Annotated in this window: 12 protein-coding genes, 1 tRNA gene and 1 pseudogene; 7 read left to right on the forward strand and 7 right to left on the reverse strand. The window is 62.0% G+C overall.

All coding sequences use genetic code 11. The features are described 5' to 3' along the window. Window positions 1-424: 424 nt before the first annotated feature. Window positions 425-652, forward strand: a pseudogene (locus tag V8352_RS13860) (integrase core domain-containing protein); the annotation flags it as partial. 178 nt (window positions 653-830) lie between these two features. Further along, window positions 831-1208: a nuclear transport factor 2 family protein gene (locus V8352_RS13865; protein WP_336424891.1), complete on the forward strand. Its 378-nt coding sequence runs from the start codon at window positions 831-833 to the stop codon at window positions 1206-1208. 810 nt (window positions 1209-2018) lie between these two features. Here the strand turns inward: V8352_RS13865 and V8352_RS13870 are convergent. From V8352_RS13870 to V8352_RS13890, 5 genes are all read right to left on the reverse strand, one after another. After that, complete coding sequence (locus V8352_RS13870; RefSeq protein WP_336424892.1) at window positions 2019-2420, reverse strand: XRE family transcriptional regulator; 402 nt, start codon at window positions 2418-2420, stop codon at window positions 2019-2021. A 259-nt stretch (window positions 2421-2679) separates the two neighbouring features. Then, a complete protein-coding gene (locus tag V8352_RS13875; protein ID WP_336424893.1) occupies window positions 2680-4527 on the reverse strand; it encodes a DUF927 domain-containing protein in 1848 nt (615 codons plus the stop codon). 123 nt (window positions 4528-4650) lie between these two features. After that, window positions 4651-4887 carry a helix-turn-helix transcriptional regulator gene (locus V8352_RS13880; protein WP_336424894.1) on the reverse strand — a complete coding sequence of 79 codons (237 nt, stop codon included), beginning with the start codon at window positions 4885-4887 and terminating at the stop codon, window positions 4651-4653. A 300-nt stretch (window positions 4888-5187) separates the two neighbouring features. Further along, window positions 5188-5277 (reverse strand) — tRNA-Ser (locus V8352_RS13885). 312 nt (window positions 5278-5589) lie between these two features. Beyond that, window positions 5590-6501 (reverse strand): LysR substrate-binding domain-containing protein, encoded by a 912-nt coding sequence (locus tag V8352_RS13890; protein WP_336424895.1) that lies wholly within the window; start codon window positions 6499-6501, stop codon window positions 5590-5592. Between the two features lie 154 nt (window positions 6502-6655). Between V8352_RS13890 and V8352_RS13895 the strand changes: the two genes are divergently transcribed. The 5 genes from V8352_RS13895 (at window position 6656) to V8352_RS13915 (ending at window position 13318) form a co-directional block, all read left to right on the forward strand. After that, a complete protein-coding gene (locus V8352_RS13895; RefSeq protein WP_336424896.1) occupies window positions 6656-7933 on the forward strand; it encodes an aromatic ring-hydroxylating oxygenase subunit alpha in 1278 nt (425 codons plus the stop codon). Beyond that, window positions 7930-8982 carry a flavin reductase family protein gene (locus tag V8352_RS13900; RefSeq protein WP_336424897.1) on the forward strand — a complete coding sequence of 351 codons (1053 nt, stop codon included), beginning with the start codon at window positions 7930-7932 and terminating at the stop codon, window positions 8980-8982. The genes V8352_RS13895 and V8352_RS13900 overlap by 4 nt, the downstream gene beginning before the upstream one ends. Before the next feature lie 9 nt (window positions 8983-8991). Further along, window positions 8992-11049, forward strand: a complete 2058-nt coding sequence (locus V8352_RS13905) for an NADH:flavin oxidoreductase (RefSeq protein ID WP_336424898.1) — start codon at window positions 8992-8994, stop codon at window positions 11047-11049. A 293-nt stretch (window positions 11050-11342) separates the two neighbouring features. Next, a complete protein-coding gene (locus V8352_RS13910) occupies window positions 11343-11927 on the forward strand; it encodes a TRAP transporter small permease subunit (RefSeq protein WP_336424899.1) in 585 nt (194 codons plus the stop codon). Next, a complete protein-coding gene (locus V8352_RS13915) occupies window positions 11927-13318 on the forward strand; it encodes a TRAP transporter large permease (RefSeq protein WP_336424900.1) in 1392 nt (463 codons plus the stop codon). The genes V8352_RS13910 and V8352_RS13915 overlap by 1 nt, the downstream gene beginning before the upstream one ends. A gap of 66 nt (window positions 13319-13384) precedes the next feature. Here V8352_RS13915 and V8352_RS13920 read toward each other — a convergent pair whose 3' ends face one another. Then, on the reverse strand, window positions 13385-14470 hold the full coding sequence (locus tag V8352_RS13920; RefSeq protein ID WP_336424901.1) for a TRAP transporter substrate-binding protein: 1086 nt from the start codon (window positions 14468-14470) through the stop codon (window positions 13385-13387). A 143-nt stretch (window positions 14471-14613) separates the two neighbouring features. Next, window positions 14614-15156, reverse strand: coding sequence for a biotin transporter BioY (locus tag V8352_RS13925; RefSeq protein WP_336424902.1), 543 nt, complete (start codon window positions 15154-15156; stop codon window positions 14614-14616). Window positions 15157-15191: the final 35 nt, after the last annotated feature.

Raw genomic sequence — 15191 nt, forward strand, 5'->3', positions numbered from 1 at the left:
AGTAGAACTCGGTGAAAATGGTCGTGAGTGCATTGAGGTTACCGTCCACTGTCTCATCTCCCTATGACGTGTCTGCAAGCTCTTGCGGCTGCCTTCAGACATATTTTCGTAACACAGGATTGTGATTGGTGGTAATAAAATTTCACCAGCACTCTATTTTGCGGTGTGAAGGTGAGGGGGCGCTGTGACGATAAGGTTAAGTGTTCCATCCCGGATGATCACGTTTCTCCTCGGCTGACGACGGCATGGAGTTCACAAACCGGCTCTTCGGCCTGCGCAAGCGAGCCGCAACAGGCTAGCACGAATTCGACACATATCCGCCGTTGTCCGTCGTAATGGCGTGTCCCCCAATCTGCTGTATCGTTGGCGTAAACTGATGCTTGAAGGAGGCAGCATTGCGTTGACTGGGGATGATAGCGTGACCAGGCCATGCTTCACGCTGGTCGCCAGCCCGCAATCCAACGGCATGTCAGAAGCCTTCCTGAAAACGTTCAAGCGCGACTACGTCCACGTAAATCCGTTGCCAGACGCTGACACTGTGCTGAGATTGATAGGAGACTGGATCGAAGACTATAATGAGAACCACCCACACAGCAGCCTGAAATGGCGCTCGCCTCGCGATTTCATCAGGGCCAAAACCGAAACCGCTTAAGTGTCCGGTGAAACAGGAGCTGGATCACTTGGCAACTCCGCGCCTTACTGATCTTTGTGTCGATCGCGTCGGTTGTCAGCTACGCTGATTGAGCGAATTACCTCATGGACCTTGATCCCGGTCAAATTGCGCGCTGACCAGCCGTGCCACGGTCGGTGGTGGAAATAGGAGGAGTGCTATGGAATATCTAGTCGAACTCGGACGGGAATTCGTTCAGGCGATGCGGGATGGTCGCGGCATCGAGCATGTCGACGAAGTCTATGCCGAGAACGCGCAGTCGGTCGAGGCGGTCGTGCCTCCCAATCGAGATGTGCGTATTGCCAAGGGCCGGGGTGCGATCAAAGCGAAGCGGACGGATTGGGCGTCATCGCATGAGATCCACAAGCTTGACGCAGATGGGCCCTATGTCCATCCGCCCAACCGGTTTGCAGTGCGGTTCGAGGTGGAGGTGACGCAGAAAGCCACGGGTCAGCAAATGAATTTGTGCGAAATCGCGGTTTATACGGTCGAGGATGGCAAGATCAGCCGCGAAGAGTTCTTCATGTTGCCGAAGTAGGAGGCGCGCTTGTTAAAACTTACAGCCAGGCTTCGAAGTGCTCGTGCTAACCACGACCAGAGCCTGCTCGGATGAGCGGCATTCCAACGTCGCAACTTTGATGGAAACGAGGCATTAGAGCAGTGACCTAGACGTGGGCAGAATTGCGCTGCCCTGCGCTCAAAGGCAGATTTGGATGAATGCTATAAGGTCGGCGGCTTGGAGGCTGGGGCAACAACCTCAAGCCACTCAGCATGGAGGACAGGACCGCCCGAGCGTTCGCGACCAGCGCAGCCTTTATGAGCCAATCCTCCTTTCGCCAATTCTAGCCCTTTGCTCCTCGACTGCAGAGCATCGAAACCTCCCCAAAAAAAAACCGTCTTTTGCCACTTTATGCAACCACGATCCGGCGTAAGCTATTGTTAAAAAACGCAATGAATGGTTGCCTCTGGCGAAAAATGTCAACCGCAGGGACCAGATATCGCCAAGTATGCAACCATTTTCACGGTTCAGAGACCCCTTATGCAACCGGATGGCAACCAAAACGCAACCAAAACGCAACCACATGCAACCAACCGACCATCACGAATGAGTCGGTTTGTTACAAACGCGCTCTAGGAGCTTTGTCTCGTCTCCAAGAGCGCAGAATGCGCCGCAACAGATACACTCGCCGGAATGTCGGCCCCGGATCACTTCCATCGGTGACCAAACGCAAGAATTCCACCCAGGCGATTTCGTTTTCGGTCAGCTCCGCGGGACCAAAGGTGGGCCGGCCCTTATGGGCCAACCCCCTGTTTGCTGCGGGGTGCTTGTTGACTGTCATGTCGCCATTCACTTGCCGAAGATCCCACGGATGGTATTTCGACTTCTTGCGGTCATGCGAGGATCACTGTGATCAGACGCATCGCGGATCTCCTGAAGCCAGCCGAGTTCGTTAGCCGTGGTCGGGGTCCCGAAAGTCTCGATGATGGCGGCCGCAGCCGTATCGCCTACTGCCTGCTCGAGGGCCAGCCGCATCAGGTAGCCCGGATCGCAATCCACTGCGCGAGCCATCGACGGCACACGATCTATGGCCAACTTGCTGGCGCCATTTTTGATCATGCTCACCATATTCGGATTGGGAAAGCCTGCCTCGTTTGCGATCTGCAGCTGGGATTTCCTCGATTTCAGTTCAAGCACCCGACGCTCTATGTATTTTGCGAGCTTCGTATCTTCATGCGGCTTCTTGGTCATCGCTCTCTCTCATTATGTGACGCAGCACGCGCTGCATGTCATATTTATAGCGACTCTGTGCTTGGGGCTGCTTGGGAGATGAAACGGAAGATGCGTCGGCCGGACCAGTTGGACCAGTCGGACCACATTGAATTTAAAACGTTTTCTCGGTCCAATCGGTCCGCCTGGTCCACGTGGCCAAAATGTTCTGAGGGTGAAAGGTGATGGATGAGAGAGGCTCTTCGCCTCTCTCTTATCAAGCCCCTAGTCGGATCGTCGGTCAGGCCTCGGCCGCTCCGAGGATCTTGGAGGCATGAACAGCATATGCCCTAGGGCGACCCGGGATGTTCCTTCCCATTCGCACCTGATAACCGCCACCTTTCTGGGTTTTCAGCAGGCCGCCGTTTGCATGCAAGCGAGCCATCTCGACCGGGTCGTGCTCCGGATGCATCGCCTGCCAGCAGTCGGGCCGGATGTAGAACCAGCCTTGGTCCCGCCAGCCGTCTATCGGATCATGGTCTCTGGTGTCGATCGTCTGGAACCGATCAGGGTGCTTTGAAACATAGTCCTGTGTGCGCTGCACTGCCGCACTGATCTCTTTGTTTGTTGTGCCCTCCCGGTTCTCAAACCACTCCAGAAACATCTCCCTTGCTGCCGCGTTGGCAGCGCCCACCGACCAGTCAGTCAGTCCGAGTTTCGTGGCCAACTCCCCCGCGAGTGCCGCAACGGCGAAGCGGACCAAGACGCGATGCACCTGTCCATCGTGAGGCGGCACGTCGGCCTTTTTCGCGGTATCACGGCAGAAACCATCGATGACGGACCGCCAGTTTTCTTTCTTATGAGTGTTCCTCATTATGGCCCCCACGAACTGCGGCCCGGCATGACCGTAGGTCTTTAGGCAGGCGCGATCGACCCGCTCCGCAAAGGCCTTGGCACTGGACGCACCGTGCAAGGTGTCGAATGCACCATGCGCCCGACAGTCCGCTTCGAGATTGATCAGACGCACGTCTTGGCCTGCAAATATCTTGCGACCGGCGCTGGCCATGTGGTCTTCGAGAGAGACCTCGCCGCTCGACAGAAGGGGCACACGCCAACGCTGTGATGTCTGCAGGGTCCCATTCGATTTTGCCCTGAGCCGACCCTCTCCGTCAGCCAGCTTGTAGACAGTGTCTCCGATCGTCCTCGGATCAGCTTTGTGCAACTCCTCGATGTTCAAGAAGGTATCATTAAATGCAGCCGCGATCCCCTCAAAGCCACTCGGCGTTCCATCCCAGCTCTGCAGCAGTGCGCGCTCACCCCAGACAGAGGCGGCGACATATTGAATTGTCGATTTGCCGCGCGAGGATAATCCGCGCAGATGAAACCCGCCTCCGTTCAACCCGAGGATGGACAACAGCGGCCCCGTGAAGGCGTGAGACACCGCTAGCATCATGAGCGGATTTTCGATGCAGGGCGCCGCGACCGCCTTTTTCCATGCTGTGAGCGTGCCCTTGCTATGGATTGCCGCCATCAGCTCATCAGATACACTGTCAGTGACTACCAGTGCGTCGCCGATCACATGACCGTTCCCGAGCACGAACGCATCATGCCGATCGGTGGTCCACCCGAGGCGATCGAAACGAAGATACTGAGCATCGGGCTGCCACGAGCGCAGGAGAACCATCACGCTCTCAGCCGCCTTGTCGACCGGTGCCAGTTCGAAGCCCACGTCGAAGAGAGGAGCCAGAGCCGCGTTCGCCGACTTATTGAGCTGCTGCTTGCTAATCACCAACTCGTGCCATTTGCCGTCCGGGTCCTGAACGGCAAGCACGCGACCCCATCCACGGCTGGCAGCATTCCGGCACCGCCCCTTCATGACGATCGGAGAGCAGATGCGTGTGGACACTACATCGCCGTCCTTGTTTTCTCGCAGTTCATGGATGCCATTTTCGTCGGAGATGTAACCTAAGGGCGGGCCATCCGAGGCGAATACGTCATCGCGCTGCAGGGTGATGGCCGTCGCGGCGGCTGCCGGGGTGGATGTGGCCGCAGGGGTGGATGTGGCCGCTGCTTCCCTAGTGTCGGTGTGGAAGGGCAGCACGTTCTTGTTCGGTGCGTCGTTCGGTGTGCGGTTTACGATGTCTGACATGGGGGTGCTTTCATTTTGAACATAACTGGAGAGACCAGCGCGGGAGGACACGCGCCGGTGGCGGGAGGGCTGAGGCCGCGCCTTGGCGCAGGCCTTATTGATGTCAGGATGCTTGGAGAGGCCTCAGCCCAGCGTCATGCCGACGGGCTCAAAGTCGAGGCTGGTTACGAAGCCGCAGACCAGCTGCCCTTCCCACTCCTCAATGTCACTGAGGCGCCAGCGCGTGGTCGTGCCCCCGAGCTTGACGGCGGCCGGGAAGTCGCCTTCGCGCTTCCAGCGCCAGATTGAATCCTTCGACACGCCAAAACGAGCGGCAACCTGGTCGACAGATAGGTAGAGGTTTTCACTAAGGGAGTTCATGAGCATTAATCCTAGGTCAAGGTTTTGAACGCTGACCCAAGTTTGTGCGGACAAACCTGCTCAGCACCTAGTCTATAGCGAACCGCCGGGCGGTGAGCTCAATTTAGCTTACTTATCGGCGCAATGTATCAATTCAGCAACACCTCTGCGGTCGGGTGTGGGAAGCTCATCCATAGTGATCGGGATGCAGATGACTGCAATTAGTGGCACTACAATGCAATCTCTTTGGCCACAAGGATGGTGGCAAACAAAGGCGGCGCCAGTAATAACATCTTTATTTCAAGCGCTTATGTAGGTTTATGGCGGAGACGATGGGATTCGAACCCACGAGACCCTTCCGGGCCTACTCCCTTAGCAGGGGAGCGCCTTCGACCACTCGGCCACGTCTCCACTGACGCGTATAACCAAGCGAACCTGGGGATTACAAGACCAAACTGCCTGACCATCCAAAAAGCTTCTGAGGTGCAGAGTTCAGGCCTGAAACCTCGGAAATACAATGATTTTCGAAGGATTTGGGCACTCCATCAGTGCAGGAACGCTTCGTTTGACGCGCCGGGAAGGAACGCGCCGGCGAGTTGGCGGGGCCGGCAATACGCCTGACAGCGGTCGGCGCGTCGGCCTTCGCTCTCCAACGACCTCCATGGATGTCGCCGGAACACCGCAGCGTGACCCGATCGCTCAAGGTGGCGCTGTGGGCCTTACTCAAGCGGAGGCGGAACTGCCCCCGACCAGCCAGCGGGAGAAGGCGTCGACCTCGCGCGCGGGGTTTCGCGTTGCCGGGACGAGCACATAGTGGCGTTCCTTGGGCGTCAAAGGTGGCAGGCTCAGTGCGGTGAGACGGCCATCGGCCAAGGGGCGCTCAAGAAGATGCGTCCACCCCAGCGCAACCCCCTCGCCGGCCATCGCCGCATAGGCGGCATCGCTATAGCTGCTGAATCGCAGCTTGGCCCCATCAAAGCCATCCCGCCAACCCGACTGCTGAAACCAGCCCGCCCAGTTGAGCCAGCTTGGCTCGGGTGAGGTGCTGTCGATCTTGGCAATATCGGTGCGGCGCGCCAGATCGGCCAGTGTCAGCGGCCCAAGGCGCTGAGCCATGGCGGGTGCGCACATCGGTACGACCGTGTCCGGGATCGACCCGACGACCCTCATACCGCGAAATGGCGGCTTGCCATAGCGCACGGCCAGATCGATCTGCCGATCATCGGGCGCCAGCCATGCATCCTCCGAGATGACGCGCAGGTCGATCTCGGGTTCGGCGTCGCGAAACGACGCGAGCAGTGGCAGCAGGCGAAAATGGCCGAACGCCACCGAGACGGCCACCGTCACCTTCATGGCGGGCCCGCGCAGCGTATCGAGCGTATTGGCCAGCGTATCGAAGGAGGCGCGCACCGAGGCGAACAGCTCCTGGCCTGCCTCGGTCAGAAAGACGCGGCGGTTGCGTCGGTCAAAAAGCGCGCGACCAATCTCTTGCTCCAGCGCGCTGATCCGCCTGCTGACCGCCGCCTGCGTCACGCCAAGCTCACCGGCGGCCACGGTAAAGCTGGCATGACGCGCCGCCGCCTCGAAAGCGACAAGCGCCGTCAAAGACGGCAGGGAGCGGCGCAAACGATGCATGAGTTCAGCGGACCCTTCTGGCAAAAATGAAGCACGCGATGGCGCCTTCCATGTAGTATATCCATAACTTCAGATCATGGATACATGCATTATTTCTGCAGTTGTCCGGTGTATGGCGTGCGCCTATCGTGGCGGCGAACAGAGGGGCCATAAGATGCTTGATGACCGTTTGACCACCACCTCCATTGCCGGGCTGCTGGCCGCGCGCCAGTCCGGCCATACCCTGCCCGCCGCGCTTTACACGAGCCAGGCGGCGTTCGACGCCGATTGCGACATGATCTTTTCGCGCCACTGGATCGCGGTCGGCGTGGCCTGCGACGTCGAGGAGGCGGGCGATGTCATCGCGCTGGATATCGGGCCGGCGTCGATCCTGATCCTGCGGGACGACGCAAATCAGCTGCGGGCGTTTCACAATGTCTGCTCGCACCGGGGCGCGCGGCTGGTGCCGCCGGGCCGGTCGGTCGTGGGCAAGCTGGTGTGCCCCTACCATCAATGGACCTATGACCTTGATGGCGCGCTGGCCCTTGCGCCACATATGGGTGTCGATTTCGAGCGCGACCTGCACCACCTCAAGCCTGTCGCGCTGCGCGATGTGGGCGGCATCCTCTATGCCTGCCTGTCGGACACGCCCCCGCCCGACATCACCGAGCTGGAGCAGGTGATGGAGCCGCGTCTTGCCCCCTACGATCTGCGCAACGCCAAGATCGCCTTCGAGCAGGATGTGATCGAGGAGGGAAACTGGAAGCTGACGATGGAGAACAACCGCGAATGCTATCATTGCGCGTCAAACCATCCGCAGCTGTCGCTATCCTTCCATGCGGCCGATTTTGGCTATGATCCCGACGGGCTGACCGAGACCGAGAAGGCCGAGGCAAACGGGCTGCTGGATGCCTACGCCCGCTATGGCGCCCATTGGGACAAGGAGGGTCTGCTCCATGCCGCGGTCGAGCATACCGTGGGCTGGCCCACGAATTTCCGCACCCAGCGCCTGATCATCGCCGGCCTCGGCGAGAGCCAGACACCCGACACGCGCGCCGCCGTATCGGTGCCGCTGGGCGACACGGAGCGCCCTTGGATGGGCGATGTGCATCTGTGGGGGATCAATTCGTGGAACCATGTGATGGCCGATCACGCGGTGATCTTTACCGCCTTCCCCATCGGACCCGACCGGACGCTGGTGCGCACGAAGTGGCTGGTCAACCGCGACGCGGTCGAGGGCGAGGATTATGACTTGGAGTATCTCACCTCGGTCTGGAAGCAGACCAATGCCGAGGACGCGCATCTGGTGGCGCTCGCGCACAAGGGCGCGCTGTCGCCGGGCTATCGCCCCGGCCCCTACTCGCGCTTTACCGAGCGTGCGCTGGACGAATTCGCGGCGTGGTATGTCGAGCGCATGACCGCAGAGGGCGCGGGCCATGGGGCTGGCACATGAGCGCTGCCGATCCCCAGGCATGGGGCACGCGCCGCCGCCGCCGCTTTGCGCCCGAAACCTGGGCCCCCTTGATCTGCAAGGGCGTCTGGGACGAGACGGCGGATGTGCGCACCTTTTTGCTGGCCACCGCCGATGGCAGCCGGATCGAGCATGATCCCGGCCAGTTCATGACGTTTCGCATCGACACGCCCGATGGCGCGGTCGAGCGGTGCTATACCATCGCCTCCTCGGCGGCGCGCGACGGCGGCATCGAGATCACCGTCAAGCGGCAGGATGGCGCCGCGTCGGGCCATCTGCATGACACGCTGACACCCGGAGCCAGCATTACCGCCTTCGGGCCCTCGGGCCGCTTTGGCCCCGTGGCATGGCCCGGCCTCAAATATGCGCTAATCACCGCTGGCAGCGGCGTGACCCCCATGCTGTCGATGCTGCGCACGGCAGCCGATCGCGGGATCGACGTCGATGCGGTCCTGCTTCAGGTCTCGCCCACCGATGCGGACATGATCGCGGCAGAGGAGATCGCGCTGCTCAAACGCCGCCTGCCGCAGCTGGTGCATATCCCCATCCCCACGCGGGGGGCAGGCGCCGCGCGCCCCAATGCCGAGTTGCTGACGAGCCTTATTCCCGACATGGCCGAGCGCACGGTTCTCTGTTGCGGCCCCCAGCCCTTCATGGAGATGGTGCGCAGCACGGCGCGCGATGCGGGCGTGCCATCCGAAAGCTATGGCGAGGAAAGCTTTGACTTCTCGTCGCCCGAGACCGAGATTACACCTGCGGCAGATGCGCGCCTGCGCTCGGTGACGTTTGCCCGTTCCGGCAAGGTCTTTGACTGCGCCGAGACGACGACGATCCTCGCGGCGGTCAAGGCGGCGGGGCTGCCCCTGCCCTCGTCCTGCGCGCGCGGCATGTGCGGCACCTGCAAGACGTTCAAACACTCGGGCGAGGTCACCATGGCGCATGAGGGTGGCATCCGCCAGCGCGAGATCGATCGCGGCTTCATCCTGCCCTGCGTCAGCCGCCCACTGACCGATATCGTCCTCGACTGCTAGGAATTCCCGATGAAAGACAGCGCCACCTCCGACCCGCTCTTGCAGCCCTACCAGCTCAAGCACCTGACTCTCAAAAACCGGATCATGACCACCAGTCACGAACCGGCCTACCCCGAGGACGGGATGCCCAAGGGCCGCTACCGCGCCTATCACGCCGAGCGCGCGAAGGGCGGCGTGGCGCTTACAATGACCGCAGGCTCCGCTGCCGTCAGCTGCGACAGCCCGCCGGTCTTCAACAATATCCTCGCCTATCGCGACGAGGTGGTGCCATGGATCACCGAGCTGACGGATGCCTGCCACGAGCATGACTGCGCCGTGATGATCCAGCTGACCCATCTGGGCCGCCGCACGCATTGGAACAAGGGCGACTGGCTGCCCGCCGTCAGCCCCGGCCCCCACCGCGAGCCTGCCCACCGCGCCTTTCCCAAGGTGATGGAGGATTGGGACATCGCGCGCATCATCGAGGATTTCGCGGATGCCGCCGAGCGCATGCAGGCGGGCGGCATGGACGGGATCGAGCTTTATGCAGGCGGGCACCTGCTGGATTCCTTCTGGTCGCCGCTGAGCAATGCGCTCAGCGGGCCATATGGCGCCGATACACTGGAAAACCGGGTGCGCTTCACGCTGGATGTGCTGAGCGCAGTGCGCAAGCGCACGGGCCCCGACTTCATCATCGGCGTGCGCGGCACGGCGGACGAAATGGAGAAAGGCGGCATCACCGCCGAAGAGGGCGTTCAGATCGCCCTGATGCTGCGCGACAGCGGCATGGTGGACTTCTTCAACGTCAACCGCGGCCGCATCCATACGGACCCGGCGATGACGCATATGATCCCCATCGGGGGCATGCCCAGTGCGCCTCATCTCGATTTTGCCGGGGGTATCCGGCGCGCGACCGGCCTGCCCACCTTCCACGCCTCGCGCATTCAGGACGTGGCGACGGCGCGGCACGCCATCGCGGCGGGCCATCTGGACATGGTCGGCATGACGCGCGCGCATATGGCCGACCCGCATATCGTGCGCAAGATCACCGAGGGCCGCGAGGATGACATCCGCCCCTGCACCGGCGCGAACTACTGCCTCGACCGGATCTATCAGGGGGGCATGGCGCTGTGCATCCACAATGCCGCCACCGGGCGCGAGGAGACAATGCCCCATGCCATCGCGCCCGCGCCGACGCCCCGGCGCGTGGTCGTCGTGGGCGCAGGGCCCGGCGGGCTGGAGGCGGCGCGCGTCGCGGCAGAGCGCGGCCATGAGGTGACCGTGCTGGAGGCCGCGGACGCCCCCGGTGGCCAGATCCGGCTGACCGCGCGCACCCCGCGCCGGTCCGAGCTGATGGGCATCGTCGATTGGCGGCTGGCGCAATGCGAAAAGCTGGGCGTGTCCTTTCACTTCAACACCTTCGCCGAAACAGAAGACGTCACCGCGCTTGCGCCCGATATTGTCATCATCGCAACGGGCGGCATGGCACATACGCAGCTCTATGAAAACGATGCGGAGCAACCCCATATCGTGACCAGCTGGGATATCCTGTCGGGCGATGTCAAAGCCTCGGGCGATGTTCTGATCTATGACGAAGCGGGGGATCCTGCGGGCCTTCAGGCCGCCGAGATCGCGCTCGAGGCGGGCGCGCGCGTCGAGATCATGACCCCCGACCGCAGCTTTGCGCCCGAGGTTATGGCGATGAACCTGCTGCCCTACATGAAGACGCTTCAGCACGACGATGTGACCTTCACGGTGACCAAGCGCCTGAAATCGGTCGAGCGTGTGGGCAACCGCCTGCGTGCGACCATCGGGACGGATTATTCCGATCGGCTGACCCACGCGGATTACGACCAGGTGGTGCTGAACTACGGGACGATGCCGCTGGACGAGCTCTACCATGCGCTCAGGCCACATTCGGTCAATGATGGCGCCGTGGATCATGACGCGCTGATCGCCGGGCACCCGCAGAACATCCGGACGCGTCCCGAAGGCCGGTTTCAGCTCTTTCGTATCGGTGACGCGGTCTCGGCGCGCAATACCCATGCGGCGATCTATGACGCGCTGCGCCTGCTCAAGGATCTGTAAGGGCCGGATAAGAGACGGGAAAGAGACCGGGGGCCTCGGTGCCCCTCGCAAGTGCGCAGGTTCAGGCAGCTTTCGCGCCACCCAAAGGGCCCAGAGGCGCGCCATGTCCCGGATGCGCGCCGCCGCCCTCACCTGCTTGGCGCCCAAGCCGCGAGGACACGCAAAATCCTGTGCGGGCTGTGCCGCCTGACCCTCTCTTTGCATTGACTGATCGCAGGCGACACGTTTTAAGGCGCGAACCTGCGCGGTCAAAACACCCCGCGCGGATCTTGCACAGGAAAGCGGGCCGAAAAATGCGACTGATCGCCGGGATTGCCACACTCATCTGTTGGATCAACTGGATTGTCGGGCAGGTGTTTTCCTGGCTGGCCCTCGGGGTCGTTCTGGTCTGCTTTACCGTCGTGGTGCAGCGGTATGTCTTTGCCATCAGCTATGTCTGGATGCAGGATCTCTACATCTGGCTGGGCGGCGCGATGTTCACGGCCGTCGCGGGGTTTGCGCTGCTGCGTGACGATCATGTGCGCGTCGATATCTTCTACCGCCCCGCGTCGGTGCGCAAGCGGGCCACCGTCGATCTGATCGGCGCGCTCATCTTCCTCCTGCCCTTCACCAGCGTCGTCTATGTCTACTCCATGCCCTTCGTCCTGCGCGCCTGGTCCTACAGCGAGGCGTCGGCGAATGTCGGCGGGATGCCCGGCCTCTTCATCCTCAAGTCGTTCATCATCGCCTTCGTTGTCCTCTTGGCCTTGCAGGGCATCGCGATGATCTGCCGCTCGATCCTTGTCCTCAGGGGGCGCCGCGATCTGGTGCCGGAAAGTATCCAATACCCCGTCGGTGCGGATGAAGCCGCCGCCGCCGCAATAGAGGGATCGCACTGATGGATCCGATTCTGATCGGCGAGATCCTCGCCGGGCTCATGTTCTTTGGCATCATCGGCTTCTTGCTGATGGGCTTTCCGGTGGCCTTCACGCTGGCGGGCGTGTCGCTGATGTTCGGCGGGGTCGGCTATGCCTTGGGCGTGTTCGACCCCTCGAATTTCGGCGCGCTGCCCAACCGCTACATTGGCTTCATGACCAACGAGGTGCTGGTCGCGGTCCCGCTCTTCATCTTTATGGGCGTGATGCTCGAACGCTCGCGCATTGCCGAACAGCTTCTGCTGACGATGGGCAAACTCTTTGGCAACCTGCGGGGCGGGCTGGGTATATCGGTGATCCTGGTCGGTGCCATGCTGGCGGCCTCGACGGGCGTCGTGGGGGCCACCGTTGTCACGATGGGCCTCATCTCGCTGCCCGCGATGCTGCGCGCAGGCTACGACCCCAAGCTATCGACAGGCGTCATCTGCGCGTCTGGTACGCTGGGCCAGATCGTGCCGCCCTCGACAGTCCTTATCTTCATGGGTGACATGCTGTCTGGCATCAACAGCCAGGTGCAGATGGAAAAGGGCAATTTCGCCCCCACAGCCGTATCGGTGGGCGACCTTTTCGCCGGCGCGCTCTTGCCCGGCTTCCTGCTGGTCGGGCTCTACCTCGCCTATACGGTCTTCAAGGCGATCACCGACCCCGCCTCTTGCCCGGCCACGCCCGTGCCCGAGGCCGAGCGCGGCGACCTGATGGGCGAGGTCTTCTCGGCGCTTCTGCCTCCGATGATCCTGATCCTCGCCGTTCTCGGCTCGATCCTGGGGGGCATCGCCACCCCGACCGAGGCGGCATCGGTCGGCGCAGTGGGCGCGATGGTGCTGGCTGCATTGCGCTGGCGACTGAACCTGACCATCCTGCGCGAGACGGTGATTGCCACGGCGACGATCACCTCGATGGTGTTCATCGTTCTGCTGGGCGCCTCGGTCTTTTCGATCGTCTTTCGCCTGATGGGCGGCGACAACCTGGTGCATGAGTTCCTAAGCAATCTGCCCGGTGGCACGCTGACGGCAGTGGCCATGGTCATGGCGATCATGTTCTTCCTCGGCTTCATCCTCGACACGTTCGAGATCATCTTCATCGTGATCCCGATCACCGCGCCGGTCCTCTTGATGATGGATGTCGATCCCGTGTGGCTGGGCGTGATCGTGGGGGTGAACCTGCAGACATCCTTCCTGACACCGCCCTTTGGATTTGCGCTGTTCTACCTGCGCGGGGTGGCCCCGCCGGACCTGCCGACCTCGGCCATCTACAAGGGCATCCTGCCCTTCGTGGGCCTGCAGATCCTGGCCATCGCGATCCTCTTTGCGTTCCCCGGCATCGTCACCTGGTTGCCCAAGGTGATCGCGGGATAGCGCCAGACATGAAAAAGGCCCGGCAGCGATGCCGGGCCTTTCTGGTTTGGGTCGTGTTTCAGACCATCAGATGTCAAAGAAGTTTTCGCGCGCCCGCTGAAACGGCAGGTCGATCTGCTCGGTTCGCGAGCGGACCAGAGCCAGCGCGCTGAGGTAGCTTTCGGTCGTCTTCTTGACCAAAGGATCGTCGCTGGCGCGCAGCTCTTCGATCAGCTCCTTGGCGGCGTCGGCGCCTGCTTCCATTATGTCATCGGGGAATTGATGCACCTGCACGTCGTGCTCTTCGACCAGCGTTTTCAGCGCGCGCGGATCGTTGGCGACGAAATCGGCTGATACCATGTCATACTCGGCCTGCGCCACGTCGCGCACGAGGGCCTGCAGATCGTCCGGCAGCTCCTGATACTTGGCCTTGTCGACGACGACCTCGGTGGCGAGGCCCGGCTCGACAAAGCTGGACAGGTAGTAGTGCTTGGCTACCTGGTGAAAGCCGAGGGCCAGATCGTTGTAGGGGCCGACGAATTCGGCGGCATCGAGGTTGCCCGATTGCAGCGCCTGGAAAATCTCGCCGCCCGCCATGTTGGTGACGGTCGCGCCCAGTTTCTCCCACACACGGCCACCAAGGCCAGGCGTGCGAAAACGCGTGCCCTCAAGGTCCGAAAGGCCGGTCAGTTCTTCGCGGAACCAGCCGCCTGCCTGATTGCCAGTGTTGCCCGACAAGAAGCCCTGAACGCCGAACTGGTCATAGATCTCGTCCCAGATTTCCTGACCGCCCATGAAGCGGACCCATGCGGTCAGCTCGGCTGTGGTCATCCCGTAGGGCACGCCGGTAAAGAACGACAGCGCGGTCGATTTGTTCTGCCAGTAATAGGCGGCGCCGTGGCTCATCTCGGCGGTGCCGTCGATCACGGCGTCGAGGCTTTGAAGCGGCGGAACCAGCTCGCCCGCGGAATAGACCTGCACGGTCAGCCGCCCCCCCGAAGCGGCGGTGATGCGGTCGGCGAGGCGCTGTGCGCCGACACCGAGGCCGGGGAAATTCTTGGGCCATGTTGTGACCATGCGCCACGTGATATTGCCCTGCGCAATGGCCGGTGCGGCCAGCGCGGTCGCGGCGGTGCCGATGGCGCCCGCGCGGATAAAGGAACGACGATCCATAAAGGTAACCTCCCAAGTAAGACGGATCTCGCGGGGCCGGCAATGCTCCTCGCATCCGGCCCCACGGCAGTTTCGCGAATTAATCAGCGGTCACGGGCAATGTCCATGATTACATCTGGATTACATCCGCCCTGGCAGCGCGCTCAGCCGCGCGATAGCACCGCGCGGGGGCGCGCCCGGTAGAGCGCCGATGTGATAAGCCCCGCAAGAACCGCCTTGATCGCGTCACCCGGCACAAAAGCAGTGACCAGCAGCGCGGCCTCACCCAGCGTCTTGCCCAGAACCTGCGCCATCCCGATGATGCCGAACACATAAAGGACCAGCCCGCCTATGGCCGCCGCTACGCCTGCCGACACGGCCAAGGGCACGCTGCGCCAACTTTGCGTGATGAGACCCGCAACGAAGGCCGCCAAGGGGAAGGCGACAAAGAAGCCGCCGGTGGGCGAGACGATCACGCCAAGCCCGCCCCGGCCGCCCGACAGCAGCGGCAGGCCGAGGCAGACCAGCAACATGAAGAGAAGCACCGCCATCGTGCCGCGCCGCGCGCCCAGCACCGTGCCACAAAGCATCACGCCCAGCGATTGCGCCGTGATCGGCACGCCGAAGGGCAGCGTCAGTTGCGGAATGACGCCGAGCGCCGCGATCAGCGCGGCAAAAAGGGCGACGAGGGCGATATTGCGTTCCATGGGGCAAGCTCCTGAAAAGGCGGTTTGGCGCATAG

Origin of the sequence: Roseovarius sp. D0-M9 (assembly GCF_037083805.1) — a bacterium.
Taxonomy (GTDB): domain Bacteria; phylum Pseudomonadota; class Alphaproteobacteria; order Rhodobacterales; family Rhodobacteraceae; genus Roseovarius.

Coding starts and splice junctions, on each gene's coding strand:
- V8352_RS13915 (WP_336424900.1), top strand. CDS start 11,927: ATGGATCCGATTCTGATCGGCGAGATCCTCGCCGGGCTCATGTTCTTT.
- V8352_RS13870 (WP_336424892.1), bottom strand. CDS start 2,420: ATGACCAAGAAGCCGCATGAAGATACGAAGCTCGCAAAATACATAGAG.
- V8352_RS13910 (WP_336424899.1), top strand. CDS start 11,343: ATGCGACTGATCGCCGGGATTGCCACACTCATCTGTTGGATCAACTGG.
- V8352_RS13880 (WP_336424894.1), bottom strand. CDS start 4,887: ATGAACTCCCTTAGTGAAAACCTCTACCTATCTGTCGACCAGGTTGCC.
- V8352_RS13925 (WP_336424902.1), bottom strand. CDS start 15,156: ATGGAACGCAATATCGCCCTCGTCGCCCTTTTTGCCGCGCTGATCGCG.
- V8352_RS13895 (WP_336424896.1), top strand. CDS start 6,656: ATGCTTGATGACCGTTTGACCACCACCTCCATTGCCGGGCTGCTGGCC.
- V8352_RS13890 (WP_336424895.1), bottom strand. CDS start 6,501: ATGCATCGTTTGCGCCGCTCCCTGCCGTCTTTGACGGCGCTTGTCGCT.
- V8352_RS13920 (WP_336424901.1), bottom strand. CDS start 14,470: ATGGATCGTCGTTCCTTTATCCGCGCGGGCGCCATCGGCACCGCCGCG.
- V8352_RS13865 (WP_336424891.1), top strand. CDS start 831: ATGGAATATCTAGTCGAACTCGGACGGGAATTCGTTCAGGCGATGCGG.
- V8352_RS13875 (WP_336424893.1), bottom strand. CDS start 4,527: ATGTCAGACATCGTAAACCGCACACCGAACGACGCACCGAACAAGAAC.
- V8352_RS13905 (WP_336424898.1), top strand. CDS start 8,992: ATGAAAGACAGCGCCACCTCCGACCCGCTCTTGCAGCCCTACCAGCTC.
- V8352_RS13900 (WP_336424897.1), top strand. CDS start 7,930: ATGAGCGCTGCCGATCCCCAGGCATGGGGCACGCGCCGCCGCCGCCGC.